This is a genomic window from Paraburkholderia solitsugae, from assembly GCF_013177695.1.
Taxonomy (GTDB): domain Bacteria; phylum Pseudomonadota; class Gammaproteobacteria; order Burkholderiales; family Burkholderiaceae; genus Paraburkholderia; species Paraburkholderia solitsugae.
In genome coordinates, this window is record NZ_WOEY01000101.1 from 122,060 (window position 1) to 147,946 (window position 25,887).

Below are 25,887 nucleotides of genomic sequence, written 5' to 3' on the forward strand. Positions count from 1 at the left end.
GTTTCAATGTGTAGAAGAGCGTTCCAGAGACGTGCCTTTGGTTTCCCGGGATATTGCGATCATCAGGAAGGAGATCAGGTTCAGCGAGCCGCAAACCGCTACGATGGCCCACGGGGAACCGTTAAAGGCATTGAGCAGCGCCACGGCGACGATCGGCATCGGGCCGCCGGTGAGCAGGTTGGCTCCTGAGTACGACAGTGCGGACCCCGTGTAGCGCGCCTCGGTCGGAAAGGACTCAGCGAACCAGACCGGCTGGATACCACTCTGGAACTGTGTGAAGCCGAGGAACGCGCCCATCACGGCCATCGTCATGGCGATTGAGTTCTGGTTGAGAATCGGGAAGTAGATCAGGCAGCAGATCAGCGTGCAGAACGAGCCGATCATCAGCGCACGTTTGCGTCCGATCCGATCGCTCAGATAGCCGCCCGCCAGCGCCCCCACGATGGCACAGACATTCGCAACCATTAGCAGCATGAAACCGGTCTGCTTTGGTACGCCGAGGTGTTTCGTCAGGTAGCTGAGCGAGAAAACCACGATTAGATAAAACAGCGCGGCCGGGCCACAGAAGAACAGCGTCAGGCGAAGCGCGGTGCGCCAGTGATATTTGAAGACGGTGCCGAGTGGATTTGCGGCACGCGTGGGAGCGCCAGTCTGCTTGAGCGCCTCGAAGGCCGGTGTCTCGCTAACCTTCCTGCGGATGTAGATGCCCAGCAGCACCAGGACAAAGCTTGCGAGGAACGGGACTCGCCATCCCCAGGAATCGAAGTCGTCCGACGAAAGCACCGCGGCCAGCGTAAAGAGCGAGAAATTGGCGAGAATCTGGCTGAGTGGCGAGCAAATGCCAAGCAGGCCCGAATACCAACCACGTCGGTTAGCAGACGCATGCTCCACCGCCATCAGTTGCGCGCCCGTCGATTCGCCGCCAAGCGCGAAACCCTGAATGATGCGCAGCGACACCAGCAACGTCGGCGCGAGGATGCCAACCTGGTGGTAAGTGGGCAGCAACCCCATCAGGAACGATGACGCGCCCATCACCGACACGGTGATAAGCATCAGTTTGCGGCGTCCCCAACGGTCACCGAGCATCCCGCAGATCACCGCGCCGATCGGGCGTGCGGCCAGCCCTGCCCAGAAACTAGCGAGCGACGCGAGCAGCGAGGCGGTCGGGTCCAGCGACGGGAAAAACAGCTTTGGAAAGATCGTGGCCGCGACCACGCCATACAATGCGAAGTCGAACCATTCGAGCGCTGTACCGACGGTTGCGCCTGCCACCGCCCGGCGCGCCATCAAGTGAGCCTGCGCGGACTGTTCTTCCGCGGCAAGGTCTGAATCAGCAAAAAATGACATGTTGTCTCCTGAATTCCCGATATGTTGAAACGTTCGTTTCTGGCGACGAACAAGTGCTATTGTTTGCGCTGCAAAGACGGGGCGTTCCGTACCGGAACTGCATTTCACATTGCGGAAGTCGGCGGGAAATGTCGCTCAAAAACGGTCTGAGAATTCTCGATTTGCTGGCGTCGCAAGGCGAAGGCGTAGGCCTCGTTGCCATTGCCGACGCCTTGTCCCTGCCGCGCAGCACGTGTCACCGCCTGCTCGCCGAACTCGTTGAAGGCGGGTATGTCAGGCAGCTGGTCGATCACAGCCGGTACATCCTGACAATGCGCATGACGTCGAACGGACTCGAATTCCTGAGCCTGACGGGGATCGCAGATATCGCCCAGCCGATCATCGAACGCGTCGCCGCGCAGAGCGGTGAACTGGCGCGGCTGTCGCTGGTGGACGGCGAAGCAATTATCTGGGTGGGTAAGGCGGACGGGCATCGCATCGGCTTCCGCTACGATCCCGACATGGGCCAGGCTGCGCGACTTTCATGCACGTCGACCGGACACGCGTGGCTCATGACGATGACCGACGAACAGGCGATCGCACTGGTTTTGAAGCAGGGCTTCGGACCGCCGAATGAGTTCGGACCCAATGCGCCGACGACACTCAAAGCGCTGCTGGGATTCCTGCACGCCGCTCGCGTACGTGGTTACGCGATGATTGACGAGGTGTTTGCCCCGCGCATGTCCGCGGTGGCGGTGCCCGTGGTAAGTGGTTCGCGCTGCGTCGGCGTTATCAGTTTGGCCGGCCCGCGGGTGCGGCTGACTGCCGAGAAGATTCACGAGTACTCGGTATTGCTGCGCGAGGCGGCGAATGAGCTGGCTCAGTTGAGCAATATGGCGGGATTCCCCAGTCGGCCACCACTCGGCAAGGGATGAGGAGGGACCGGACTCACGCCCTCCGAGCGGCGGACGAGGTGGAAAACAGGTGCGAGAATCGGGGTTCAAGGGTGGATTTCCACGCCGGTATCAAGGAAATACGAAATGGACGATCCATATGACCTTCAGCGCTTTGTCGACGCCCAGGACCCGGTGTTCGCACAGGTATGCGATGAGTTGAGGGATGGACGTAAGCGAAGCCACTGGATGTGGTTCGTGTTTCCGCAAATCCAGGGCCTCGGGGCAAGCGCAATGGCGCAGCGGTTCGCAATCTCGTCGTTGGCCGAGGCCGATGCCTATCTGCGGCACCCGTTACTCGGCCCCCGGCTCCGCGAATCGACGCAACTGGTCAACCGCGTCGAAGAGCGTTCCATAGAAGAAATTTTCGGATATCCGGATTATCTGAAGTTTCGATCGTCGATCAGTCTGTTCGCGCGCGCCACGAGCGACAACGACGTATTTGTGGAAGCACTGCGCAAGTATTTCGGCGGGGAAGCTGATCCACAAACTCTGCAGTTGCTCTAGGCCGTTTTTGCGCTGGGCCTGCGAGCGTGGCGGAGCGCACTTCGGAATTTCAGTGGCGGCACAGTGTGGCGTCAATTCCCGCTCGCATCGGCTGCGCGGGACCGGTAGAGCAGCAGGTGATCGGTGCCGGATTCGGACAGCCAGAGTTCGCCCGGGCGGCCCATCATCTCACGTACGTTCGCGTGCGGGCGCGGCAGCGAAAACACTTCGAACCGCTCGGCACGCGGGTCAAAGCGCACTAGCGCGTTGGCGCTCCAATCACTGAGCCAGACGATATCCTGGTCGTCTACAAAAATTGCGTAGGCATGCGGATCGTTGCCGGGCAGTCGCCATTCGCGCCATTGATGCGTCACGGGATCGAATAAGCCGACTTTTCCTGCGTTCCACTCGCTGACCCAGACGCGCCCCTTCGAATCGGACCCTACGCGGCGTGCGCCCTGATTCGACGTTGGCGGCTCGATGACCTGCGTCGCACCACTCCCGGGATCGATGCGACCGAGATAACTCCCGGCTAGTGACGCGAAATACAGGCCACCGTCCGGGGTCACGCAGATGCCGTAGGGCCCGGGCCCGCGCGGCGCATCGAAGACTCGCATGTGGGCGCGCTGCGGATCCAGTTCGCCATAGACGCCACTTTGCCCGGTAAACCACAGATGCCCTTGTTTGTCGAATACGGCGGTGTTCAGATTGGCGTTCGGCCGGTCCTTAGGCAGCGGAAAACGGGTGACGGCGAGCGTCTTCGGATCGATGCGCACAATCGCGTTCTGGCCGCCGTCAGTCACCCACGCCGCGCGATCGGGACCCACGATCACGCCGTGCGGCGCCGATCCTGCGCCGAGCGGAATCTTGTCGATCCTGCCGCTACGCGGGTCCAGCCGTCCGACCACGCCCTGCGCCTGCGCGGTGTACCACACGGCGCCGTCCGGCGCCGGTGCAACGTCATGCGGCGCACTGCCGGTCGGCACAGCGAAGGTCTCGAACGACGGCGGTTGCGCCTGCGCCGAGCCGATGGTGAGCGCAACGCTCGCCAGGGCCGACGCAAACCACGGTGCCGGCCCTGCGTCGAGAATCTTGTTCACCGTTGCCACAACCCGCTTCCTTGCGATCGCCAACATGTTCGTCTCCGCGTCACAGGATGAGTTTCAAAGGGCGCTGACGGTTTTTTATTGTTGCACTTATCTGTCGAACTGGTTTGAGCCGGTCGCCCAGTGGACGGATCACGCCACAACGGGCCGGTGTGCTCCCGGCCCGTTGTGGCGTTAGATACGCAGAGCATTGCTGAAAAACTGCGGAAGCGCTGTGCCTTCGATCACGCTGCCTTGAGGAGTCCAAGTTGTTGCAGCGCTGTCACGCCGTCGTCCAGCCCGATTTCTTCGACGATCTTGCCACCATTGAGCCGTAGCACGGTCGTGCCAGTGAAGCGCATTTTCCGTCCGGTCGCGGCCGGCAACGATCCAATGAGGAAATCGCTGAATGCCGGACCGGTATGTGTGCCTCCACCCTCCCAACGGCCGACTACATAGTCCCCCTCGGCGATGAGATCAGCGGCGCCCCAGAAGTTGAGATCCGGAAACGCTCGGCGGAAATCGGTCATGAATGCCTTGATGTCCTCGCGGCCACGGCGCGCCTCGTGCAGCGAGTATTGAAGCAGCATGTCAGGCGCAGCAAGTTCGTCGACGATGTCGAGGTTGCATGTTTTGCCCCAGAAATCGGTGAACCAGCGGCCCACGACGGCCTTGTTGTCATCTTCCCTGGACATGGTGAATTCCTCATTGACTGTGGTTGAAAGAGGGAAACTCAATCGCCTCCCTCTGTCTGAACAATATTGGCGCCAGCAGTCAGCCGCCCCCCGTTTCTTGCTGCAATACTCGATAAACCGACACGCGTCTTGTGTGTCGATGGTCATTACGCGCGTCGTTCGTAAGCGACGGCGCCATGAGGCGTAGCGACGTGAAATAGACAGCAAGAATCGGAGTGCCTGTGCCGACCTGTTGCCATAACCTGTCCATGCGATCGCACGGTAACCGAGGCCGGCGGACGAAGGGCGGTGCGCTCGAACCGCATGCATCTTGCGGGCGCCCGGAGCGCCAATTCCGTCATCGGCGTAGCGCTCGCCTGTCCCTCATCGAAAGGAGTTCAACCATGTTGCCATTTCTCTCGTTTCACGCGCTCGCAGCCCAACGCGGCGATGGACTGCGCCCTGAACTTCTAGCCATATTTGAACGCCATGCGCGATCAGAGACTGGTCTCGCTGCCATCATCGAACCTGTCGCAACAGAGTCTCTTTCCCAGGTCGCAGGCGCCGTCTCCAATGGTCCTGTGAAGGGGTGACGGGCCGATGAGGCGTCGGCGAACGTGTCATGCTCCCGCTGGAGCGGACAGTGGGTCACGAGTTCTGAGCGACTCAAACGGGTCGAGGGTGTGTCAAAAACACAAAAGTTGAAGGTTTTGCAGGGTTTCTTTACCCTTCCCGGCACGTCACCAGGCTGTTGTAGGCCATTCTCGAAAGCCGATTTTCTTAACGAGACGCGTGAGCCTGCGTTTTGACACACCCTCGGCCATCTCCAGCCATTTGCCAATCGACCCGGTTCGACACTCAGACGTCCGTTCTACAGAGAGAGCGGACCATTACGATAGAGCCCCCGCGATCTGGCAGACCTGCGATGTGCCCGTTTGCAGCACGGCTGGGCACACGCACCGAACGGTCTTGCGTTCGCTTCCAATGTCCGCCGCCATTACTGTTGGTGGCGAAGTCGCTGGGGTGCTTTTTTAACGACCCGGAACCACAACGCCGTTGACTCCCCGCGTGTTTTCTACCGACTGCCGTTTCCCGTCGTCAAGATTTCGCCGCCGTCCGACTCCGTCTGTGTGTTCGCCGTGCTCTCTACACGTTCAATCCGTACTTGCATCGACTGTGCGTCTGTCAAACCCAAGGTCTTCGCCGCGGCATAAGAGAGATCGATAATTCGGTGTTTGATGTATGGTCCGCGATCGTTGATACGCACGACAACCGACTTTCCTGTTGCCAACGAACTGACGCGCACATAGCTGCCGAGCGGCAATGTTCGATGGGCAGCCGTCAATGCGCCGCCATCATAGCGTTCTCCGTTTGCGGTCAGATGCCCCTGGAACGTTGCCGAATACCATGACGCCTCGCCGGATTGCAACATCTCGTGTCGCATGCGACAGGAATCAACTCTGCACGCAGCATGTTCAGACGCAATCTGTCCGCAAGCCGCGAACAAAGCGCAGATTCCCAAAACTCCCAAATAGCGGAGTAATAGCACCATAGACCACATGTCAGTTAATGAGGCGTGGTTTTAACGTTCTCAAAAAGCTCAAGCAAGCCGCGTGCCCGGGTGACATAACATCTTGACAATTTTTTTTAGGTCTCATGCAGTGGGTCTATCAGTCCGACCCTGATTTCATTGCAGGTGTCGCCGATGCGATTGGTACTGGCCTTGACGAAAATACGTGAAATACGTATTCATTTGCCGGGGGCCACATGGCTATCATAACGGCCACCGATCTCGCCCGGTGCGCGAAGTTACACGCCGCACCGCTCAAATGTTCGGGCTGGTCGCCACGATGCAACGTCCACAACGTTTCGGACGTCGAACGGGTTTACAAGGCAACTCGTGAGTAATGCGTCTGCTTAAGGTTCAACGGATATTATCACCTGCGGTGCGATCGACCGCTCAGTGTCGAGTACGCGCTGACAGAGATGACCGCGTGAACGACCGTTATAGCCTGGAAGCTGCCGTGGCGTTCGCCCACCCTTCCGCGGGGACATTTGAACGTCGGATTCGCCCTGACAGCGGTCCTCCTCTGGTCGATGCCCTCCAGCCGGTCGTTCGCCGAATCCACCACTAACCAGTCTCGCAAGCGTTGTAGCTGCGTGTCGATCCGCTATCCGACAGTATCTAGTGCGGAGATAAGTTGCTTTCTCCAACTGCTCCCAACTCCAAGATCCATAGCACAAGACCAACAAGTCCAAAAGCCATCTGACCCGCAGCAAGCCAAAGTACTGACCTATCGAGCGCCGGCGCGACGAAACCCGTTACCAGCGCTGCGAGCAGAATCATCGTGAACGCCTGACAGGAAGCGACGAGGCCCCTTATATTCGGAAACAGGTCCAGCACCATTAACGTTATGCCGGGTGCGATAACCGACATGCCAAACGAGTAAAAGAGGAGCGGCGCTACGGACCACGGCAATGCTGGTGCGTGAACTGTATGAAAGGCGACATTGGCGACACTTGAGGCCATCATGATTGCAAAGCCTGCTGCAATCTGTGTACCCTGCGAGACCTTTCCGGCCATGCGCTCAGCACTGAGCGAACCGAGAAAGATGCCGGCGACCAACGGCATGAACTCCCACGCAAAGCCCTCGGAGGTCAAACCCAGGTGCGTACCGAGAAAAACCGGTGCGGCTGCGACATAAAGGAAAAGGCCCGCGAAGTTAAACGCAATCGCACCGGCACCTCGCTGGAACGTGGGCGATGCGAAAACTCGTCGATAGTCGCTCAGCAGTCTTTTCGGTTCGAGCGGACGTCGGTTTTCCAATGATAAGGACTCCGTGAGGTACCGGAAGCAGTACATCAGGAGCGATGCTGTGTAGACGAACAAAAAGACAAAGATTGCTCGCCATTGAAAATTTGTGACAATCCAGCCGCCAAGTACCGGAGCGACCGCTGGCGACAGCGAAAAAATCATGCTGACAAGTGATAACAGGCGCGCGGCGAGCGGGCCGGCATGGAGGTCGCGGATGATGGCTCGACCTACCACGGTCCCAGCGCCGGCTGAGACGCCTTGAAGAACCCGGAAAACCCAGAGCCAGTTGAGGTCGGGCGCCGCTGCACAACCCACTGACGCAATCGAGAAAACTGCGAGCGAGCCCAGAACGACGTTGCGGCGACCCAATGCGTCCGATAACGCGCCGTGCCACAGGCTCATGATTGCGAAGGCGAACAGATAGGCCGTGAGCGTGAACTGGACCTGATGCGCTCCCACGTTAAATGAACGTTCGATTTGGGAGAACGCTGGCAGATACGCATCGACCGAGAGCGGCCCCAAAAGCGCGAGGCCGCCGAGCATGAAGGCAAGGGAGCTGATCTTTGCTTCTGTCATTGGGTTCAGTCCGGCTGGCTCTGGGTGTGTCGCCACGATTTTTCCTTAGACGGCCGGAATTGCCATTCCGCGTTGAACTGCAGGGCGCGCGCCAACGCGTGCAAGCCAGTCCTGCAAGGCGGGCTTTGCGGCAATTTGCGCAGAGAGCACGTCAGCCAGGAAGGTATTAGCGGTGACTACCCACGGATAAGCGGCAATATCAGCGATCGAGTACGTGTCTCCGCCCAGGTATTGATTCCTGGACAAGGCGGCGTCCATAACCATCAGCAGGCGGTCCGCTTCGGTGGCGAAACGTCGACTGGCCAGCTCCGATTTTTCCTTAGAGAACTTTTCGAAAAAACCGAGTTGACCAAGCATCGGTCCCAATCCGCCGACTTGCCAGTTCAGCCACTCGAGCTGCTTGTAGCGACCGGGGCCCGACGCATCCAGAAACAGGCCGTGCTTTTCTGCCAGATAGGTAAGAATGGCGCCGCTCTCGAACACAGACAGTGAGCTGCCGTCGGGAAGGAGGTCGGTGATTGCCGGGATTTTGTTGTTCGGCGAGATGGCGAGAAACTCGGGGGCGAACTGCGCGTTCTTGCCGAGATTCACCGCATTGACGTCGTAAGCGATGCCGAGTTCTTCCAGCATAATCGAGACCTTCCGCCCGTTGGGCGTGGTCCAGGTGTGTAGCGTAATCATGGGAACCTCAGTTATGGTCCCGTGGGTTCCGGGACGCACGAACGCGTGCCGGAACCCACGCGGAAGGCTTAGATTTGTGCCGTACCGCCATCGACAAACAGTTCGATGCCGTTCACGAAGCTGCTGTCGTCAGATGCGAGGAATGTGACGGCCTTTGCGACTTCGGAGGGCTCGCCCAAACGCCCCATCGGCACTACCGAGGACAGATGTGCGAACAGGCCTTCCCGATGCTCTGCGGGAACGAGTTCACCGAGGCCAGGCGTGCGAACCGGTCCCGGGCTGACTGCGTTTACGCGGATGTTCCGGGGTTTCAGGTCGAGCAACCACGAGCGGGCGAAGTTACGTACCGCGGCCTTGCTTGCGCTATAGACGCTGAAATTGGCCGTACCCTTCACCGACGTCGTCGATGCCATCAGAATTACCGAGCTACCATCGCGCAGAAGTGGAAGCGCCTTCTGAACGGTGAACAGCACACCCTTGACGTTCACCGAAAAAATCCGGTCGAACTGCTCTTCGGTGATGGAGCCGAGCGGTAGCATGTCGCCGCCGCCGGCGTTCGCAAACAGGACATCGAGGTGACCGGCCTTTGCCGCGATTTCCTGGTACACGCGGTCCAGGTCGTCCAGATTCGAAGCGTCGCCGCGAATGCCCACCGCGGCGTCGCCAATTGCCGCGACCGCTGCGTCGAGTTCTGCCTGCCGGCGGCCGGTGATGAACACCTTCGCGCCTTGCGCCGCGAATTCTTGCGCGGATGCCAGACCAATACCGCTCGTACCGCCAGTTACCAAAGCTACTTTGCCTTCAAGTTTGCGCGTCGTCATCATTGACTCCAGTTCGTTTAGTGAGGCGGTGGTAGCGTTCTACCCGACCGCTGGTGACCTCAGAGCTAGCGGTAGACCTCTACTCGATTGCCGGTGACCATGGGGTTCAATGTACGGTCCGCGAATGATTAGAAAAAGTAGCGAAATGCAAAAGCTTTATCTACTGTGGTAGATAATGAAGGTGGCTAATCGTCGAGGCCCGTAATCGGCAAGTGCGCAAAGGGGCGCTATCTTTGGACCAGTTACTCGCAATCCGGGCATTTGCCCGTGTGGTAGAAGCCGGCACTTTCACGAAGGCGGCCGACTCGCTGCAGATTCCATTGGCAACGGTGAGCAAGCTCGTGCGCACCCTCGAAAAGCATCTCGGCGTGAAGCTACTGCTTCGTACAACGCGACGGGTCACGGTGACCACGGACGGCGCGGCTTACTATGAGAAAACCGCTGCGCTCCTCCAAAGCCTGGAAGACATCGACTCAAGCTTCCAATCCGCGCAAGGCAAGCCGCGCGGTCACCTGCGTGTCGACATCGGCGGCACGTTTGCCCGCCTGGTAGTTATCCCCGCTCTTCCCGACTTTCTCGCGAAATATCCGGACATCAGCATTGACTTCGGAGTCAGCGACCGACAGGTCGACCTGATTAGCGACAACGTCGATTGTGTTATCCGTGGTGGCGAACTTAATGACCTCTCGCTGGTTGCCAGATTGATTGGCAACGCGCCATGGGTGACCTGCGCAACCCCCGGCTACCTTGAAAAGCACGGCGTGCCGCGCAAACCTCGCGATTTGGAAACTGGCCATTCGATAGTCAATTACATATCGACACGAACCGGTCGACCGATGCCAATGCACTTCACTCGCGGCAAAGAGAAAATCGAACTTGCCGTACCCCATGTCATAGGGGTGAACGATAGCAACGCGCACTTTGCGGCGGGTCTGGCGGGCCTCGGGGTTATTCAGACCTTACTGTACATGGCGCAATCGCATATCGAAAAAGGTGACATCGTGCCGATTCTCGAGGACTGGAATCCCGCGCCGTATCCGTTCTACGTGGTGTATCCGCCCAACCGATATTTAAGCAATCGACTGAGAGTTTTCATCGACTGGATAGCGGGGCACTTCGTCACATGAGCTGTCGAACAGGCCTTGGAAGCATATCGTCGGTCTCTGTTGCGTACTGATGTCCCGCCATTAGACAAGGGGCTTTGACCTATGATGGCCAAGGCCGCTTACAACCGGACCTGACTTTTACGTCCGCCTTCGGCAAAGCCGAACTGCTCATGAATGTCGACGGCGTCGGTCCGCCGCGTTTTGAACAGGTCGTTACGAAATGGCCGCAAGCGGGACAGTATGAACAGCCGGTCTGGCCGAACACCCGCCTAGCTATGCGAATCGACGAACGGCCGTCGTACCTTGATACTGTTGAAAAAGTCGGTGACAGTCGTTCTATCCCGCTTTTCATCGATAGATAGATACTGTCAGACCGGCAACTCGCTGCCAGTCTGACAGTGGCCGCACATGCACCCGTAGGCCACAAATCAGTCGGCCAATCGTCCGGACGATTACCGCAATATCTGCGAGTCCACGGGGGCGCTTTACGTTCAATAACGAATTCTCAGGGTTCGGCGTAGCACCGGCTCACCATAATGAATTCGCTGACCGCTAACACGCGTGCCTCTGCTGATGTGGTGCCTAAGTAATTTCGGACACGACGATAGGTTTTTGGTTTCGACGGACGGATCCGACTTGTCGGAGGACGCCGTCCGGCAGCGCCGCGCCTCGAGCCCTGAGCCCCGGAGATCAGTAGGCGTCGAAAGGCACCGTGCGCCAGCCGATGTTCTGCACGCGTTGCGACAGGATGGGCGAACTCACGTACTTGGCGTCGAAGAAGAAGTCGCCGAGAATGTCCTGCAGCAATTTCGTGCTAGCCGCATGGATGCCGAGCCACTCGGTTTGGATGACGAGCCAATGCCCCTCGATCTCGGACGAGGGGGCGCGCCTCTTCAATCGCTTGAGTGCCTCGTCGGGCACGCTGGTGTAGTCGACATTCGCCCTTTTGCTGTCGAGCTCTCTCTTGCTGGCTGTCGTAAGCTTGCGGTTGGAGTTCTCGCGATAGGCCTGATCGCGGTAGATGGGCTTGTTGTTACGCGTGGGGTCCTCGCCGATCTTCTCGAGTGCGGCGCGCAGCGAGGTCTTGGACTCGACGAGCCCGTTGAGCGTCTGCAGGCAGGTACGGATCTTCTCCGGCTGCCACGTGAGGCCAACGGCGTCGAAGAAGATGAACATTCGCGCCACCTGGTGGCAGATCGAGACGAAGGCTGCACAGGTGATGCCGCGGTTCTCGCTGAGCGGCGCGTTGTCGATCGCGCGCAGTGTCCATTTGAGTAGCCGCACGAGCGCCGCGAACTCAAACGGGATTTCGGCGAAGCTTGTCGTGCGCACCATGCCCGTGAAGCGGCTCGCGTGGGGGCTCCGGACGACGAGCCCCAGGCGCTGGAAGTCCTTCGACGAAGGGTAGCTGCCGTAGGGCGTGCGCTTGACGGTTTGCGCGAACTGCTGCGCAACTTCGGCCGTGCGGGAGCGCAGCACAGAGTCCGTTGGATGGGCGTGCAGGTATCCACCGCTGTCCTTGTCGTCAGCGTAGGTCGCGACGTCCGCGATCTCTAGCTGCTGCGCGCCCGCGTGAACGTAGCTCCGCCCGAGGCCGGTGCGCGGCTCGAGGAACAAGGTGACGTGGATCGGCTGCGGGCTCTTGGGCGGGGTAGCGCGTGAATACCAGGTCGCCCGTCTCGAAGGTGTTGATGCTGTCCGTCAGCTTGCTCATACTGCCCCCGCATCGCCTGAATAGTTTCTCTAGATAAATACCAAAATTCATTTTAGGCGGCAGCGCGGTGTGGTGGGCAAGTAAATTCAGACAAGACGGTACGCTTCTGAGTTGTAGCGTTTAAATAATTTCGAACATGACGATAGATTTTTTTTGGGTGCCATAGTCAGGTGACTCGGCGGTCCGAGTGGTAATTTACTTAGCGCGCATTTGGTCGGCGAATGTCATCTGCCGCAAGCGGAATAGAGTTATGAAGAAACCATGCCCATCCACGTCGAAGGCGGCCAAATGATCGACCACGTTTACATCTCAGTCGCCGACATCGACAAGTCACTGGCCTTCTACTCTGAAACCTTGAAGCCACTCGGCTGGAGCGTATTCGGTAACTACGACTCCGCTTCGGGCCCCAAGGGCGTCCCTGATCTTTACGGCATCGGTGACGACGTGTACGGCAAGGGAAAGGCGGTTGGATCAAGCATCTGGCTACGTCAACGCAAGCCCGGCGAGACCGGGCTGTACCTCGGCATCGTCTGCGACACCAACGAACTGGTCGACGCCGCCTACGCAGCAGCAATCAAAGCCGGCGGCATCGACGAGGGGAAACCAGCAGATCGTACCTACTTCGCCCCCGGCTATTACGCCGCCAACGTCTCCGACTTCGACGGCAACCGTCTTGAGTTCGTGCACAAAGCGTGGAACCCCAAGCGACACGAATAGCAATCCTCTTGATACAAGTGTGCCGTCGCTATTCGTACAAGCTTTGGACAATCCTGCACCGAATGAATGGCGGCTTTGCGGAAGTGCGATTGACCGAAACGGGGCGATCAGCGACATTTGGCACCGCTGTTCTCGGCGCTTGGTCGGGTAGCAGCAATACAGCGCTGCGCCGCCGCCCCAAGATCAGCTTGCCGGCGTGCCCATTGCCGCCACAGCCGCTGGCCGGATCTCGACCGCGAGCCTCAACACCGTCCCGCCTCCGGTCGAGCGGACCGTCAGGTTGCCGCCGAGCCGCTCCGCACGCCATCGAGCAGGAAATCGCGCACCTCGAACGGGTGATCACGCGCATTTCCGCAGTCGACCGTATCCCGCTGTCATACTGGCGCGCACGTATCAACGAGATCGGCACGGCGAGACTTGCCGCTGCGCAACACCGCCGCTGGTGTCGCCTGCAGGAGAAGTTGCGCCAGATCGAGGCGCTGCATGCGCACGGGCCTGCCGATACCGATCCGCCGCTTCGTCGCGAAGCGACCGGTTAGCGCCTCGCTGTCGGTTCACCTCCGCATCTGTTCGTCGAAACAGACGTCTACAAAATCATCCCGCCCGCTATCGTTGCTCAAGCCATCCGTGCTTGTCCTGCCTCCAACAACCGAAAGCACGTTTCACATTGTGGAATTCAGTTCGAATTTCCGCAGCATCATGTTCCCGCGTCTTGAAAACATGTTTCACATCGCAATAACTATTGCATATGTCATTGAAAAATAAGAAAAATTTATGTCATATGTCTTATATAAGACATTGGTGCAACGCGTCAAAACGGTCCTACAATTCAGTCATGCAGTTCGCTTCGACATACGTAGCGGCACACCCAACTCTTTTTCAAATGCGCTTTGCTCTTAGGAGATACACATGACTCAATATCAAGACGACATCAAGGCAGTTGCTGGGTTGAAGGAGAAACAAGGCAGCGCGTGGAATGCCATCAATCCCGAGTCTGCCGCACGCATGCGTGCTCAGAACAAGTTCAAAACGGGTTTGGACATCGCCAGGTACACCGCCAAGATCATGCGCGCCGACATGGCCGCCTACGATGCCGACTCGTCCAAGTACACCCAGTCGCTGGGCTGCTGGCACGGCTTCATCGGCCAGCAGAAGATGATCTCAATCAAGAAGCACTTCAACAACACCGACCGCCGCTACCTTTACCTCTCCGGCTGGATGGTGGCCGCGCTGCGCTCCGAGTTCGGTCCGCTGCCGGACCAGTCGATGCACGAAAAAACCTCCGTTAGCGCGCTGATCCGCGAGCTGTACACCTTCCTGCGCCAGGCCGACGCCCGAGAACTCGGCGGCCTGTTCCGTCAGCTGGATGCTGCTGAAGGCCCTGCCAAGGCCGCCATCCAGGAAAAAATCGACAACCACGTTACTCACGTCGTGCCTATCATCGCCGACATCGACGCGGGTTTCGGCAACGCCGAAGCCACCTACCTGCTGGCCAAGCAGTTTATCGAAGCGGGCGCGTGCTGCATTCAGATCGAAAACCAGGTGTCCGACGAGAAGCAGTGCGGCCACCAGGATGGCAAAGTCACCGTGCCGCACGAGGACTTCCTGGCCAAGATCCGCGCCATCCGCTACGCCTTCCTGGAACTGGGCGTGGACGACGGCATCATCGTGGCCCGTACCGACTCGCTGGGCGCCGGCCTGACCAAGCAGATCGCGGTGACCAACACGCCGGGCGACTTGGGCGACCAATACAATTCCTTCCTCGATTGCGAGGAAATTTCGGCCGACGCACTGGGCAATGGTGACGTCATCATCAAGCGCGACGGCAAGCTGCTGCGTCCGAAGCGCCTGCCTAGCAACCTGTTCCAGTTCCGCGCCGGCACGGGCGAAGCGCGCTGCGTGCTGGATTGCGTCACCGCGCTGCAAAACGGCGCTGACCTGCTGTGGATCGAAACCGAAAAACCGCATATCGCCCAGATCGGCGGCATGGTCAGCGAGATTCGCAAAGTCATCCCGAACGCCAAGCTGGTGTACAACAACAGCCCGTCGTTCAACTGGACCCTGAACTTCCGCCAGCAGGTGTATGACGCGATGAAGGCGGCAGGCAAGGATGTGTCAGCATACGACCGCGCCCAGCTGATGAGCGTGGAATACGATCAGACCGAACTGGCGATCGTCGCCGACGAAAAGATCCGCACCTTCCAGGCCGACGCGGCGCGCGAAGCAGGTATCTTCCACCACCTGATTACGCTGCCGACCTACCACACCGCCGCACTGTCGACCGACAACCTGGCCCGCGAATACTTCGGCGACCAAGGCATGCTGGGTTATGTGGCTGGCGTGCAGCGTAAGGAAATCCGTCAGGGCATCGCCTGCGTCAAGCACCAGAACATGTCCGGCTCGGACATCGGCGACGACCACAAGGAGTATTTCAGCGGCGAAGCGGCCCTGAAAGCGGCGGGTAAAGACAACACCATGAATCAGTTCTGATACCAGTAATATCCCAAGCAAAACGCCAACCCATACAGGTTGGCGTTTTTTTTTGTCCGGCGAGATAGCTCGCGGGGTTCTCATCAAACATTTTCTTGTGCGCTTCCACGCAGACGCTTTGCCCTGTGCTACACGCAACGCGCGTCAGAGCGAGCCGGCGTCAAACATCGCCAGAACCTTCGCCACTTCCTCGCTCCATTCACTGGACCTCCCCGTGATTGGGCCGAGACCTGTCACCTTGCGAATCACTTCCAGTGTCGCAATGACAGCGCTGAACTCCAGGAGAAGCGCGTCTGGAATAAGTGGTAACTCAATGTTCATGCAACTTTAACGACAGCGGCGATACAAACTTTAGAAGCACACGCCCCGATTCGGATCCATGTGAACCTATCATTCATCAGACAATTGTTGCCCCAGATCGTCTCAGGCAGGAGTTCGAACTAAAGCGTAAGCATGGCTATGCAACGAACGACTCTGAATTCGCCACTCGCGCGGTCGGTGCAGCGGTTTTCGCTGCGAACCGCCCTGCATCGGGCAACCGGCTCTGTCTGATGCCGTTGCAAGGTTGCAGGTCGAGTGAACCCGCAAACTGAAGCTGATTTAGGTCACTTCTCGGGGGATCGTACCGTTGCAGCCCGCAATAAGATGCTCTTCACGGATACCGACCCCATGCCTCCCTCTCACTTGTCGGGGTCAAGTTTCCTGGCCAATTGCCGATAGTAATCCTGAGGAATTAGTTATTCCTCTTTTGTAGCCAAACGGCAAATCGGTCATAACGGTCACCCTTTCAGGAGTCTTCCATGCTGCGTTTCATTCGATCCCTGTCGCGCGACGAGCGCGGCGTCAGTGCGCTGGAATATGCGGTTCTCGCGGGCATCGTCGTCGCTGCGGTGGTCGCAGCCGGCGCCGTGCTAAGCAGCACCACCGGTGGCCTTCCAGCCCTGTTTACTACCCTGATGGCCACGATCAAAGCCCAGGTTGGTTAATGCACGCGGCCGTGCCGCGCGAAACGCGTACGCGCGAGTCGCGCGGCTGCATCTTTTCGGCGCATTCGGCAAACGGTGACACACATGGACGTAATCAAAGCAGCGGCATGCATGATGCTGACGATGCTGGCCCTTTTTGATCTGCGCACCCGGCGTTTGCCAAATGCCACTGTCGCCGCTTTTGCCGCACTTTACTTCGTCGACGCGGCCCTGACCCAATGCACCATTGCCTCGCTGGCAGCGCATGCGGTCGCGGGTGCTTTGTCACTGACACTGGCTGGGTTGATTTTCCGTTTCGGCTGGCTCGGCGGCGGCGACGTCAAGCTTGCTGCAGCAGTCTTTCTTTGGGCGGGTCCTGAATCCTGGACAGTTTTCGTCATTGTGTCCCTCTGCGGATTGTTCGTAGCGCTTACGGTACTTACGGCGGCTACCATGACGCGCATCCCTGTGTTGGCAGCAGGGGTAAGACGCCTCGACTGGATTGCGCTGTCGCGCGGCGTGCCGTATGGCGTCGCACTCGCCCTTGGGGGCATCATCGCGGTCCTACTGCAGCCGACCTTCGGCAATCACCCTGCCTTTGGCCTGCTCGGACCTGCTGTGAGCCATCACGCTGAATTCGCGCTTCCTGCTCTTGCGCGTCTTGTCTGAAGAAAACGCGCCGCCATGCAAAACATCATCAAGCTTGCTGCGCTCTTCATCATCGCCACGATTGGCGCATTCGTCATCCGTGCGCTCTTCGTCGCCTCGTCCGGCCCGTCGGCGGCGGCACCTCCGCCGACGGTGCGTGTGCGTGCCGCGGCCGACGACCTCCCGGACGGGCTTCTCTTGCGCGATTCGGACCTCGTCTGGAAAACGATGCCGCGCAGCCAGGCTCCGGCGAGCACGCTCCTGGAAGTCGCGGGGGAAGCCGGCACCGATCAGGATCTGAAGGGCGATCTCCTGCGCCATGCCGTGCGCGCGGGCACGCCGCTCGGCACAGCCGACGTGATCCTGCCGAGTTCCCCCGGATTTTTGGCCGCCGCGCTCAAACCCGGCATGCGCGCAATCTCAGTCGCCGTCGACGATGTATCTGGCAACGCAGGACTGATTCAGCCGGGCGACTATGTCGACGTGCTGCTTACGCAGCAGATTCGCGCTGACGGCGGCGTCAACGTCGCGCCGGCTCGCGCTGTCGAGTCCGAGACGGTGGCCGAGCGTGTGCGCGTGCTCGCCGTTGGCTCGGCGTTCCGGCGTCCTAAGGAAGATGCGGCTGCTCCGAGCCTGAGTGTGCGCACTGCGACATTCGAAGTCACACCGATGAGCGCCCAGGCCATCACGGTCGCCGCGCATCTCGGCACGCTGTCGCTCGCGCTGCGCAGTTTTGCCACGCGCGACAGACACGCCTCAGACCTCGAAGACGTGACGCATGCACCGACGCCGCCGGTGTGGGCCGGCGACGTTTCCCGCGGGCTGCGCGAGTTGGCCTCCGACGCCCCGCGCAGAACGTCCGTGCCTGCTCCGCACGTGACCATCTACCGCGGCGCCAGCGTCGAGCAGGCAGGCACGCCGGCGGCAGGCTCGACATCCACAGATACGCCGGGCCTACCGCCGCTGCCCTCCGGCATGCCGCATGCAGCACGGACATCCGCTGCAGACGCAACTGGCACACCAGCCGCAGGATCCTAGGACCCATCATGGCCAGCCTCACACGCGCCCTACGCTTTTCACGCTGCGCCGGCAGCTTCACGAGTCACCGCTGTGCCGTTTATTCCCTTATCGCGACACTGCTTTGCCTCGCCGTGCTTGCCGGCCCGGGTGCCGGCCTCGCGTGGGCGGGGCCGGCTGCTGAGGTGCTCTCGGTCCCAGCCGGCAGCGGCACGATGATCACGCTGCCGACCCCGGCCGTCGCCGTCTTCGTCGCGGACCCCGAGGTAGCCGACGTGCAGGTGCCGTCGCCGCGCTCTGTCTACGTGCTTGGCAAGAAAGCGGGCACGACGACGCTTTTTGCGCTCGGCGCCAACAACAAGGAAATTCTGCGCAAGACGATCAGCGTCTCGGCCGATACCGCTTCGATCCAGCGCGTCCTGGACAGCAGCTTCCCTCGGTTCGGCATCAGGGCCACGAGCGCACCCGGGTCGTTGACGGTGAGCGGTGCGGTGCCGACCGCAGCCGACGCGGATGCCGTCGTGCAAGCGATGCAGCCCTACCTGCACGGCAAGGAGCAGTTGGTGAACAGGCTAACGATCGCTCATTCGGTCCAGGTCCTGCTCCGCGTACGCATCACCGAGGTCGACCGCGACGTCACTCAACAACTCGGCATCAACTGGAATGCGCTCGGCGCTTCCGGCAACTTCAAGGGCGGGCTTGCCTACGGCAGCACGGCGACGCCGACGGCGAGCACCTTTTCGATCATCGGTCAGTTCGTCGCAGGCGCGAGCTCGATCGAAGCCGTTCTCAACGCACTCGACGAGGAGGGGTTGATAACCCTGCTCGCGGAGCCGAACCTGACGGCGATGTCGGGTCAATCGGCCAGCTTCCTCGCAGGCGGCGAACTACCCATCCCGGTTCCTCAAAGCGGTACAACGAGCACCATCACGATCGAATACAAGCCTTACGGCGTGTCACTGAACTTCACCCCGACCGTGCTGGCCGACAATCGTATCAGCCTGACTGTGCGGCCTGAAGTCAGCGAGATCGACCCGAGCAACAGCATTACGTTGAACTCGATCGTGGTTCCGGCACTGACAGTGCGTCGCATGGAAACCACCGTCGAACTTTCTAGCGGGCAGAGCTTCGCTATCGGCGGGCTGCTGCAAAGCTCGTCGAGCGACGTACTCTCCGCGTTGCCCGGACTCAGCCGCCTACCGGTGCTCGGCAAGCTTTTTTCGTCAAAGAACTACCAGAGCAAGAAAACCGAGCTCGTTGCGATCGTCACGCCGTATATCGTCGCGCCCACCGGCCCCGGACAATTGCACGGCGCGCTCGACGACGTCATGCGCCCAAGCAGCGACATCGAGTATGCCGTCCAGCATTCGCTCGGTGTCGACTCACTTTCCGGCAATTCGCCGCGTCTCGTCGGCGCAGCGGGCTTCGTCTATTGAATCTCGGAAGGGGAACACAATGAATGCACGGTTTGCCTCGATTGCAACAGTGCTCGCCAGCGCGGCATGCGTCGGTCTCACGTCGTGCATGTCGGATTCGCCGCTGGGTATGCCGGATCCGTCCGTCATCGGCTTCGCGCCCGGCGACGGCGGGCACGCGATCCCGCCTCAGTGTGAGACGCTCGATCAGCATTCCAAAATGGTAGACGCCGGCTCGGCCCGGCCCGGCGTCGCGTTCGGCTGCGCCACTTACTCGAATCTCGCTGCAATGCTCGCGCGGCCGGCCGATCTCGTGGCACCGGTGCCCTACGCGGGGGCCGACGCACCGCTCGCAGCGAGTGCGGTGCGGCGCTACGAGGAAGGACGCGCGGCACAATTGAAATCGGAGTCTGCCTCGTCTTCGTCGTCTTCCCCATCGTCGACCGGTTCCCAATAGCGGAGATGATACAAATGGGTGCCTTAGAATCGAACGCTCTTAAACGCGGCCGCCGCCCATCCGGCGCCGAGAAACTCGTTGCCGTGATTTCCGATGCCGCAAGCGAGGTGGTCATCAACAGCTTTGTCGTTGACCAGGGCATCGCAAGCTCGCATGTCGCTTGCGGCGCCCTCGACGATGCGGTCGCGATCATGTCAGCGTTGAAGGAATCGCCGAGTTACCTGATCGTCGATGTCTCGGACTCGACCATGCCGATCTCCGACCTCCAGCGGCTTTCCGAGACGGTCGATCCTTCCGTTTCCGTCGTCGTCATCGGCGAGCGGAACGACGTCGGGCTCTTTCGTAGCCTGTTGCACCTCGGCGTGCAGGACTATCTCGTCAAACCGCTGACCGTCGAACTCTTGCGACGCGCGATCGCTTCAACCGATCCCAATGTCTCGTCGCGCGTGGGTAAGGCACTCAGCTTCGTGGGCACGCGCGGGGGCGTCGGTGTCACAACGATTGCGACAGCGCTCGCGCGCCACCTGGCCGACAAGACACGGCGACGCATCGCCTATGTCGACCTCGATCCCTACGGCGGCACGGCTGCGTCGATACTCGGCGTCGCAAGCAACAACGGCTTGATGGAAATGCTGCGAAACCCGCATCGGCTCGATCAACAACTCATCAATCAAGCCCTCGTCGCCCAGAGCGACCGTCTTTTCGTACTCGCGTCCGAGTTCCCGCTCAACGACGACTTTGCTTTACGCCCCGGTGCGCTGACGGAACTCGTCGCTCTGCTAAAGCGCAATTACCACTACATCTTGCTCGACTTGCCCGAGCGGGCAGGCGGCCTCGTCGACGAAGCATTTAACGCGAGCGCAATGATCCATGTGGTGGCGGACCACTCAGTGCAATCGACGCGCGAAGCCGCGCGCTTATGCCGCTTCGCGGAAGGCCGCGATACGGACCCATCGGTCCAGGTGCTGCTCAACGAATCGCGGCAGTCCGTAACTGGCCGCGTCAATTCGGCCGATTTCGTCGCCGCGCTCGCGCGAGGGTCGATCGGTTCGCTCCCTTATGAGCCACAGATGCTCGCGCTCGCTGAGAACCTGGGAGAACCGCTCGCAGATGCGCAAGGTTCGCCGTTTGCAGCGGAGATCGTCACGCTTGCCAACGCAATCACGGGCGGCGAGGTGGCCGTAGCGGCGCGTCAACCATGGTATAGACGGCTGCTGCCGAATCGGGGGGCTCGCTGATGTTTGGCCGCCGGATTACCCATGGAATCGACGCGTTCGCAGCCGGTTCGGACGAGTTGCAACCCTTGCAAACGGCAACCGGCTCGGAAACTGCCGGGGCGAGCGCCGATCCCGGCAGGGGGACGGATGCGCCGTCGCCGAGCTTGCTCGCTACGACGGCCCTATCGGCCGCAGACCGCCATGACGCACCGATCCGCTCGGATACGTTCAAGACGATTCGCTCCGCTGTCTTCTCGTCGATGAACATGTCGGCCGCGTTGATGATGTCACGCAGTGACGTGCGTGCGGGCATCGAGCAGATCGCGGCCGAAACGATCGTCCGCGACCGTCTGACGCTGACGCTGGCCGAGCAAACGTTCATCGTCGACGAGATCCTCAACGATATGTTCGGCATCGGCCCGATTGAGCCGCTGCTGGCCGACGAACGCGTCACCGACATCCTGGTGAACGGGCCAGACCAGGTCTACGTCGAGCGCGGAGGACGCCTCGAGCTCACCGCGCTCAAGTTCCGCGATAACGCGCATGTCATCAACGTCGCACAGCGTATCGCGACGGCCGTTGGGCGGCGGGTCGATGAAAGCAGTCCGATGGTCGATGCACGGCTTGCCGATGGCAGCCGTGTGAACGTCGTGCTGCCGCCGATTGCCCTGCGCGGCGCCTCCATTTCGATTCGCAAGTTCGCCAAGCGCAACATCACGCTCGGACGCATGTCGCAGCAGGGCAACCTCTCCGCCGCCATGGTCGATGTGTTGCGCATCGCTACCGCATGCCGGCTCAACATCGTCATCTCAGGCGGCACGGGGTCCGGCAAGACGACGCTGCTCAACGCACTGTCGCGCTTCATTGACGAAGGCGAGCGCATCGTGACGATCGAGGACGCGGCCGAGCTACAGCTTCAGCAACCGCACGTCGTCAGCCTCGAGACGCGGCCGGAGAACAGCGAGGGGCTCGGTGGCGTCTCGCAGCGCGATCTCGTGCGAAATGCGCTGCGGATGCGCCCTGACCGCATCATCCTCGGTGAAACGCGCGGCACGGAAGCCTTTGATGTCCTGCAGGCGATGAACACGGGGCATGACGGGTCAATGACGACAGTCCACGCCAATACCCCCAGGGATGCGATCACCCGGATCGAGAGCATGGTGATGATGGCGAATGGCAATCTGCCGCTGATGTCGATCCGCCGGCAGATCACAAGTGCGGTTCACCTGATCCTGCAAATCGAGCGCATGCGCGATGGCGTGCGGCGCGTGACGCACGTGACTGAGATCGCGGGCATGGAAGGCGATGTCGTCATCACGCAGAATCTCTTCACATTCCGCTACAGTGCGAGCGCTTACGAAGCACAGGTTCGCGGGGTATTCGAAGGATCGTCGCTGCGACCTGTCTTTGCGCAGCGTGCCGCCTACTATGGGCTCGAAGAGGCTCTGATCAAAGCGATCCAATCATGAATGCCGCGAACGTCGTCGCCGTCGGTGCTTTTTTCGCAATCGTCATCACGGGTCTCACCGTGCGTGCGGTTCGAGAGATCGCGAGACAGCGCCCGAGCGCGCGCATCAGGGCACGCGTCGCCACGCTGCGCGATGAGCGTCGACCGAGTAAGCCCGAGCACGACAACAGCGAGCAGCAGCTTCTGCATCCGAAGCGCCGCATCGGCGATCAGGCGGTCCTGCTCGCCATGTTCGCGGCATGGCACGAGCGCGTGCGCGCGGTCGGCGGCTCCAGCGGCATGCGCGCAATCTGCCTCGTTATCGCGGCAGCGTTTTTCGCCTCACTGATCGGAACGTCGTTTGCTTCGATGACTCCGCTCGTGCGGTTGCTGATTTCCCTCGGCGTGGCGGGCATCGCCGGCCGTGCGGTCTACCGCTGGATGGTCGCACGCTTTCGGCTGCGTTTTCTCGCTGATTTTCCCGATACGCTCGACCTCGTCATTCGCGCCGTACGGGCGGGGATTCCCGTCGTGCAGGCGATCAGCACCGCGGGCGTCGAAAGCGAGGAACCGGTCCGCGCAACGTTTCGCACGATGGGCGACGCCTTACTCGTCGGCGCCGAACTGAAGGACGTGCTTCAACAGGCGGCAGCGCGTCTGCAGATTTCCGATTTTTCTTTTTTTTCGGTCTGCCTGATCTTACAGCGTGAAACGGGGGGCAATCTCGGCGAAACACTTGAGAACCTTTCGGCAATCGTGCGTGCACGGCGCGACATTCGCGCAAAAAGCAAGGCACTCACGGCGGAAGGCAGGCTCGCCAGCAAGATGATTGCGGCGGTCCCGTTCACGCTCATGGCATTTCTTTATCTTGTGAACCGGCCCTATCTGGATACCCTCACGCACACACACGCCGGGCACAAGATACTCACGCTCGCGGCCGTGCTGTTGACCATCGGGCTCTGGATGATCAATAAAATCTCGAACCTCGATACGTCGCGATGATGAATGCCGATCTTTTGCGCAATGCCGCGCTGCTCGTCCTGCTTATCATGGTCACGCTTTGGCTCGTCTTGCGCAGCACGAGCAAGCGCGCGCGTATCGCCCAACGCGCGCGGCAAAGCGTGGCGCGCGCGGCGGCCGAAAACACGCCGGCTGCCGTCGCCGCAAAGAGCATGCCGCGGGATCTCGCCAAACGGGTGGCGACGCTCGGTGAACGCATACCCGTCGTGCAGGCCGAAGAGCGCGCCAAGCTTGCAACCCACCTCGTGAGTGCGGGCTTTCGCGACCGGCGCGCGGTTGCCGTCATGTCAGGATCAAAAATCGTTGTCGGTGTCTGTCTGGGACTCGGCGCGATTGGACTCGGCGGGCATCTGCCGGCAGTCGGCCAGTTCTTCGCGTTTCGTGTCTTGCTGATGGCGGGCGCCTTCGTCGTCGGCATGATGCTGCCCGAGTATGCGCTCGGCTTCATGATCCGGCGACGCCGCAGGGCGATCGCAGTCGCGCTGCCCGATGCGCTCGATCTGCTCGTCATCTGTACGAATGCGGGCAACAGTCTCGTCGTTGCGCTCAAGCGCGTCTCGACCGAGTTGCGGACGATTTGTCCTGAGCTCGCCGACGAGCTTGCCGTCACGACGGACGAACTCAGCATCGGCGGCGACAGCGCGCACGCGCTCCACGCGTTGGCCACTCGCACCGGCATACCGTCGATACGGGCACTCGTCACCACGCTCGTCCAGTCTCAAAAGTACGGCACACCGATCACTCAGTCGTTGCGCACACTTTCGCGCACCGAGCGCACCATGCAGATGATCGCGCTCGAAGAAAAGGCCGCGAAGCTCGCACCGAAAATGACGATCCCGATGATGCTGTTTATCATGCCGACCGTCGCGCTCATTGCGGCGGGCCCTGCCGTGATTCGACTCGTCGTCCTGTTTCGTCATCACTAATGCCCCCGCCCCTGGAGGTGGAATGACCATGCGCCGTCCCTTGTCACTGCCTGGAGCGCTGCGAGCGCTCTGCACACCGGTTGCCGTTCTGGCGCTTGCGACCGGTTGTGCCAGCAATCACTATGTAACGGCGCAGCCCGTCGCAACGCCGCATGCACCCGACGCGCGGGCCGACGAGCATATCGCCGAGAGCGCTCTCGAAGGCGGTGACGCGCAACTCGCCGTGTCCCTCTTCGAAAAGATGCTGAAGGCCGATCCGCACTCGCTCACGGCTCAGCTCGGGCTTGGCGATGCGATGTATCAGATCGGCGATCTCGCTCGTGCCGGTGTCCTTTATGCAGGTGTCCTGGCTGTCGCTCCCGCGGATCCGCGGGCTCATCTGGGGCTTGCACGGGTGGCACTGCGCGAGCGCCGGCTCGATGATGCCGTGTCGCGTTACCGCGAACTCGTGGCAGCCAACCCCGACAATCCGATGGCCGCTGAAGGTCTGGGCGCCGCGCTCGATCTGCAGGGCAAGCATGCTGAAGCGCAGGAGGTCTATCGGACGGCCTTGCGGCGCCATCCCGAGATAGAGGGACTCAAGGCGGATCTCGGCCTGTCGCTGATTCTGTCCGGCAACCCGCGTGCCGGCGCGAACGTGCTACTCGATATCGCGAGTCTTCCCGATGCGCCACTGCAGGCTCGCGAGAATCTCGCGCTGGCCTACGGCCTGCTCGGTAATAACGAGGCAGCGAGACGCATCCTGAGCGCCGCCATGCCGGGCGACTCCGTGGAGGATAACCTGCGTTTCTACGGTGAGTTGCGCGAGCGGTATAGGGCGCAAGCGGATGACGGCGCGCGGCTGGCGCAAGCAGTGCCCGCTGTCGGCGTGACGTCGCTCGGAGCGCCGAAATGAGAGGCCGCCCACGCGTCGCCGCTAACGAGCGCGGCATCGCCGCGCTCGAGTTCGTGCTGATGTTGCCGTTCGTGCTGATGGTGATGTTCGGCATCGTCGATGTCAGCCTGGTGCTTTGCGACAAGGCTGTCATCACGAATGCCGCCGGCGAAGCCACGCGCCAGGGCGTCGTGCTGAGCGTGCCCCGCGCCAGTGCGAGTTCGATCCAGACCGTTGCCCTTACGTATGCGCAGAACAGCCTGATCACTGGCGGTACGGCGACGACGCCGACCGTCACCGTCGTGCCGTCTGGAGGCTGCCCATCGACCGGCACCGGCAATACGCTTCAGGTTACGGTCACCTACACCTATCGGGGACTCCTTCTCGGTTCGACACTGAGCGAGCTGGCAGGGCCGGTCACGATTACAGCCGCCGCGGTGAAGTATTGTGAATAAGA

The 25,887-nt window shown here is 60.6% G+C and carries 25 protein-coding genes; 17 read left to right on the forward strand and 8 right to left on the reverse strand.

The annotated features are described in order from the left end of the window. Positions 1-3: 3 nt before the first annotated feature. On the reverse strand, positions 4-1,347 hold the full coding sequence (locus GNZ12_RS26000) for an MFS transporter (protein WP_407947730.1): 1,344 nt from the start codon (positions 1,345-1,347) through the stop codon (positions 4-6). Between the two features lie 128 nt (positions 1,348-1,475). On the opposite strand from GNZ12_RS26000, the gene GNZ12_RS26005 reads away from it, so the two are divergent. Both GNZ12_RS26005 and GNZ12_RS26010 read left to right on the forward strand, forming a co-directional pair. Continuing rightward, entirely contained in the window at positions 1,476-2,261 is a 786-nt protein-coding gene (locus tag GNZ12_RS26005; protein WP_172315063.1) for an IclR family transcriptional regulator, read from the forward strand. Between the two features lie 105 nt (positions 2,262-2,366). Then, the gene (locus GNZ12_RS26010; protein ID WP_172315064.1) at positions 2,367-2,786 is read left to right on the forward strand and encodes a DUF1810 domain-containing protein; all 420 of its coding nucleotides are present in this window, start codon (positions 2,367-2,369) and stop codon (positions 2,784-2,786) included. Between the two features lie 71 nt (positions 2,787-2,857). Here the strand turns inward: GNZ12_RS26010 and GNZ12_RS26015 are convergent, their stop codons facing one another. From GNZ12_RS26015 to GNZ12_RS26040, 6 genes are all read right to left on the reverse strand, one after another. Beyond that, on the reverse strand, positions 2,858-3,901 hold the full coding sequence (locus tag GNZ12_RS26015; protein ID WP_172315065.1) for a Vgb family protein: 1,044 nt from the start codon (positions 3,899-3,901) through the stop codon (positions 2,858-2,860). Positions 3,902-4,095: 194 nt separating this feature from the next. Further along, positions 4,096-4,545 (reverse strand): ester cyclase, encoded by a 450-nt coding sequence (locus GNZ12_RS26020; protein ID WP_172315108.1) that lies wholly within the window; start codon positions 4,543-4,545, stop codon positions 4,096-4,098. Positions 4,546-5,599: 1,054 nt separating this feature from the next. After that, positions 5,600-5,956: a septal ring lytic transglycosylase RlpA family protein gene (locus GNZ12_RS26025; protein WP_172315066.1), complete on the reverse strand. Its 357-nt coding sequence runs from the start codon at positions 5,954-5,956 to the stop codon at positions 5,600-5,602. Positions 5,957-6,709: 753 nt separating this feature from the next. Then, entirely contained in the window at positions 6,710-7,915 is a 1,206-nt protein-coding gene (locus tag GNZ12_RS26030; protein ID WP_172315067.1) for a multidrug effflux MFS transporter, read from the reverse strand. 45 nt (positions 7,916-7,960) lie between these two features. Next, positions 7,961-8,596, reverse strand: coding sequence for a glutathione S-transferase family protein (locus GNZ12_RS26035; protein WP_172315068.1), 636 nt, complete (start codon positions 8,594-8,596; stop codon positions 7,961-7,963). 68 nt (positions 8,597-8,664) lie between these two features. Then, a complete protein-coding gene (locus tag GNZ12_RS26040; protein WP_172315069.1) occupies positions 8,665-9,417 on the reverse strand; it encodes an SDR family NAD(P)-dependent oxidoreductase in 753 nt (250 codons plus the stop codon). A gap of 233 nt (positions 9,418-9,650) precedes the next feature. On the opposite strand from GNZ12_RS26040, the gene GNZ12_RS26045 reads away from it, so the two are divergent. Then, positions 9,651-10,544: a LysR family transcriptional regulator gene (locus tag GNZ12_RS26045; protein WP_172315070.1), complete on the forward strand. Its 894-nt coding sequence runs from the start codon at positions 9,651-9,653 to the stop codon at positions 10,542-10,544. Between the two features lie 669 nt (positions 10,545-11,213). Here the strand turns inward: GNZ12_RS26045 and GNZ12_RS26055 are convergent. Next, entirely contained in the window at positions 11,214-12,140 is a 927-nt protein-coding gene (locus GNZ12_RS26055; protein WP_172315072.1) for a hypothetical protein, read from the reverse strand. A gap of 358 nt (positions 12,141-12,498) precedes the next feature. Between GNZ12_RS26055 and GNZ12_RS26060 the strand changes: the two genes are divergently transcribed. The 14 genes from GNZ12_RS26060 to GNZ12_RS26125 all read left to right on the forward strand — a co-directional run bounded on the left by GNZ12_RS26060 (position 12,499) and on the right by GNZ12_RS26125 (position 25,885). After that, entirely contained in the window at positions 12,499-12,954 is a 456-nt protein-coding gene (locus GNZ12_RS26060) for a VOC family protein (RefSeq protein ID WP_216673357.1), read from the forward strand. 335 nt (positions 12,955-13,289) lie between these two features. Next, a complete protein-coding gene (locus GNZ12_RS26065) occupies positions 13,290-13,493 on the forward strand; it encodes a hypothetical protein (RefSeq protein ID WP_216673358.1) in 204 nt (67 codons plus the stop codon). A 370-nt stretch (positions 13,494-13,863) separates the two neighbouring features. Then, a complete protein-coding gene (locus GNZ12_RS26070; RefSeq protein ID WP_172315073.1) occupies positions 13,864-15,444 on the forward strand; it encodes an isocitrate lyase in 1,581 nt (526 codons plus the stop codon). An 800-nt stretch (positions 15,445-16,244) separates the two neighbouring features. Beyond that, positions 16,245-16,430: a Flp family type IVb pilin gene (locus GNZ12_RS26075; protein WP_172315074.1), complete on the forward strand. Its 186-nt coding sequence runs from the start codon at positions 16,245-16,247 to the stop codon at positions 16,428-16,430. Positions 16,431-16,514: 84 nt separating this feature from the next. Then, entirely contained in the window at positions 16,515-17,078 is a 564-nt protein-coding gene (locus GNZ12_RS26080) for an A24 family peptidase (RefSeq protein ID WP_172315075.1), read from the forward strand. A 15-nt stretch (positions 17,079-17,093) separates the two neighbouring features. Beyond that, positions 17,094-18,095: a Flp pilus assembly protein CpaB gene (gene cpaB, locus GNZ12_RS26085; protein ID WP_172315076.1), complete on the forward strand. Its 1,002-nt coding sequence runs from the start codon at positions 17,094-17,096 to the stop codon at positions 18,093-18,095. Between the two features lie 8 nt (positions 18,096-18,103). Beyond that, positions 18,104-19,510, forward strand: coding sequence for a type II and III secretion system protein family protein (locus tag GNZ12_RS26090; RefSeq protein ID WP_172315077.1), 1,407 nt, complete (start codon positions 18,104-18,106; stop codon positions 19,508-19,510). A 19-nt stretch (positions 19,511-19,529) separates the two neighbouring features. Continuing rightward, positions 19,530-19,946 (forward strand): CpaD family pilus assembly lipoprotein, encoded by a 417-nt coding sequence (locus GNZ12_RS26095; RefSeq protein ID WP_172315078.1) that lies wholly within the window; start codon positions 19,530-19,532, stop codon positions 19,944-19,946. A 14-nt stretch (positions 19,947-19,960) separates the two neighbouring features. Then, positions 19,961-21,184, forward strand: a complete 1,224-nt coding sequence (locus GNZ12_RS26100; RefSeq protein WP_172315079.1) for an AAA family ATPase — start codon at positions 19,961-19,963, stop codon at positions 21,182-21,184. Continuing rightward, positions 21,184-22,632, forward strand: a complete 1,449-nt coding sequence (locus GNZ12_RS26105; protein WP_172315080.1) for a CpaF family protein — start codon at positions 21,184-21,186, stop codon at positions 22,630-22,632. Before GNZ12_RS26100 ends, GNZ12_RS26105 begins: the two co-directional genes overlap by 1 nt. Then, positions 22,629-23,612, forward strand: a complete 984-nt coding sequence (locus GNZ12_RS26110; protein WP_172315081.1) for a type II secretion system F family protein — start codon at positions 22,629-22,631, stop codon at positions 23,610-23,612. Before GNZ12_RS26105 ends, GNZ12_RS26110 begins: the two co-directional genes overlap by 4 nt. Then, positions 23,612-24,556 (forward strand): type II secretion system F family protein, encoded by a 945-nt coding sequence (locus GNZ12_RS26115; protein WP_172315082.1) that lies wholly within the window; start codon positions 23,612-23,614, stop codon positions 24,554-24,556. The genes GNZ12_RS26110 and GNZ12_RS26115 overlap by 1 nt, the downstream gene beginning before the upstream one ends. Positions 24,557-24,578: 22 nt before the next feature. Further along, positions 24,579-25,451: a tetratricopeptide repeat protein gene (locus GNZ12_RS26120; RefSeq protein WP_407947731.1), complete on the forward strand. Its 873-nt coding sequence runs from the start codon at positions 24,579-24,581 to the stop codon at positions 25,449-25,451. After that, positions 25,448-25,885, forward strand: coding sequence for a TadE/TadG family type IV pilus assembly protein (locus tag GNZ12_RS26125; RefSeq protein ID WP_172315083.1), 438 nt, complete (start codon positions 25,448-25,450; stop codon positions 25,883-25,885). Before GNZ12_RS26120 ends, GNZ12_RS26125 begins: the two co-directional genes overlap by 4 nt. The last annotated feature ends 2 nt before the right edge of the window (positions 25,886-25,887 follow it).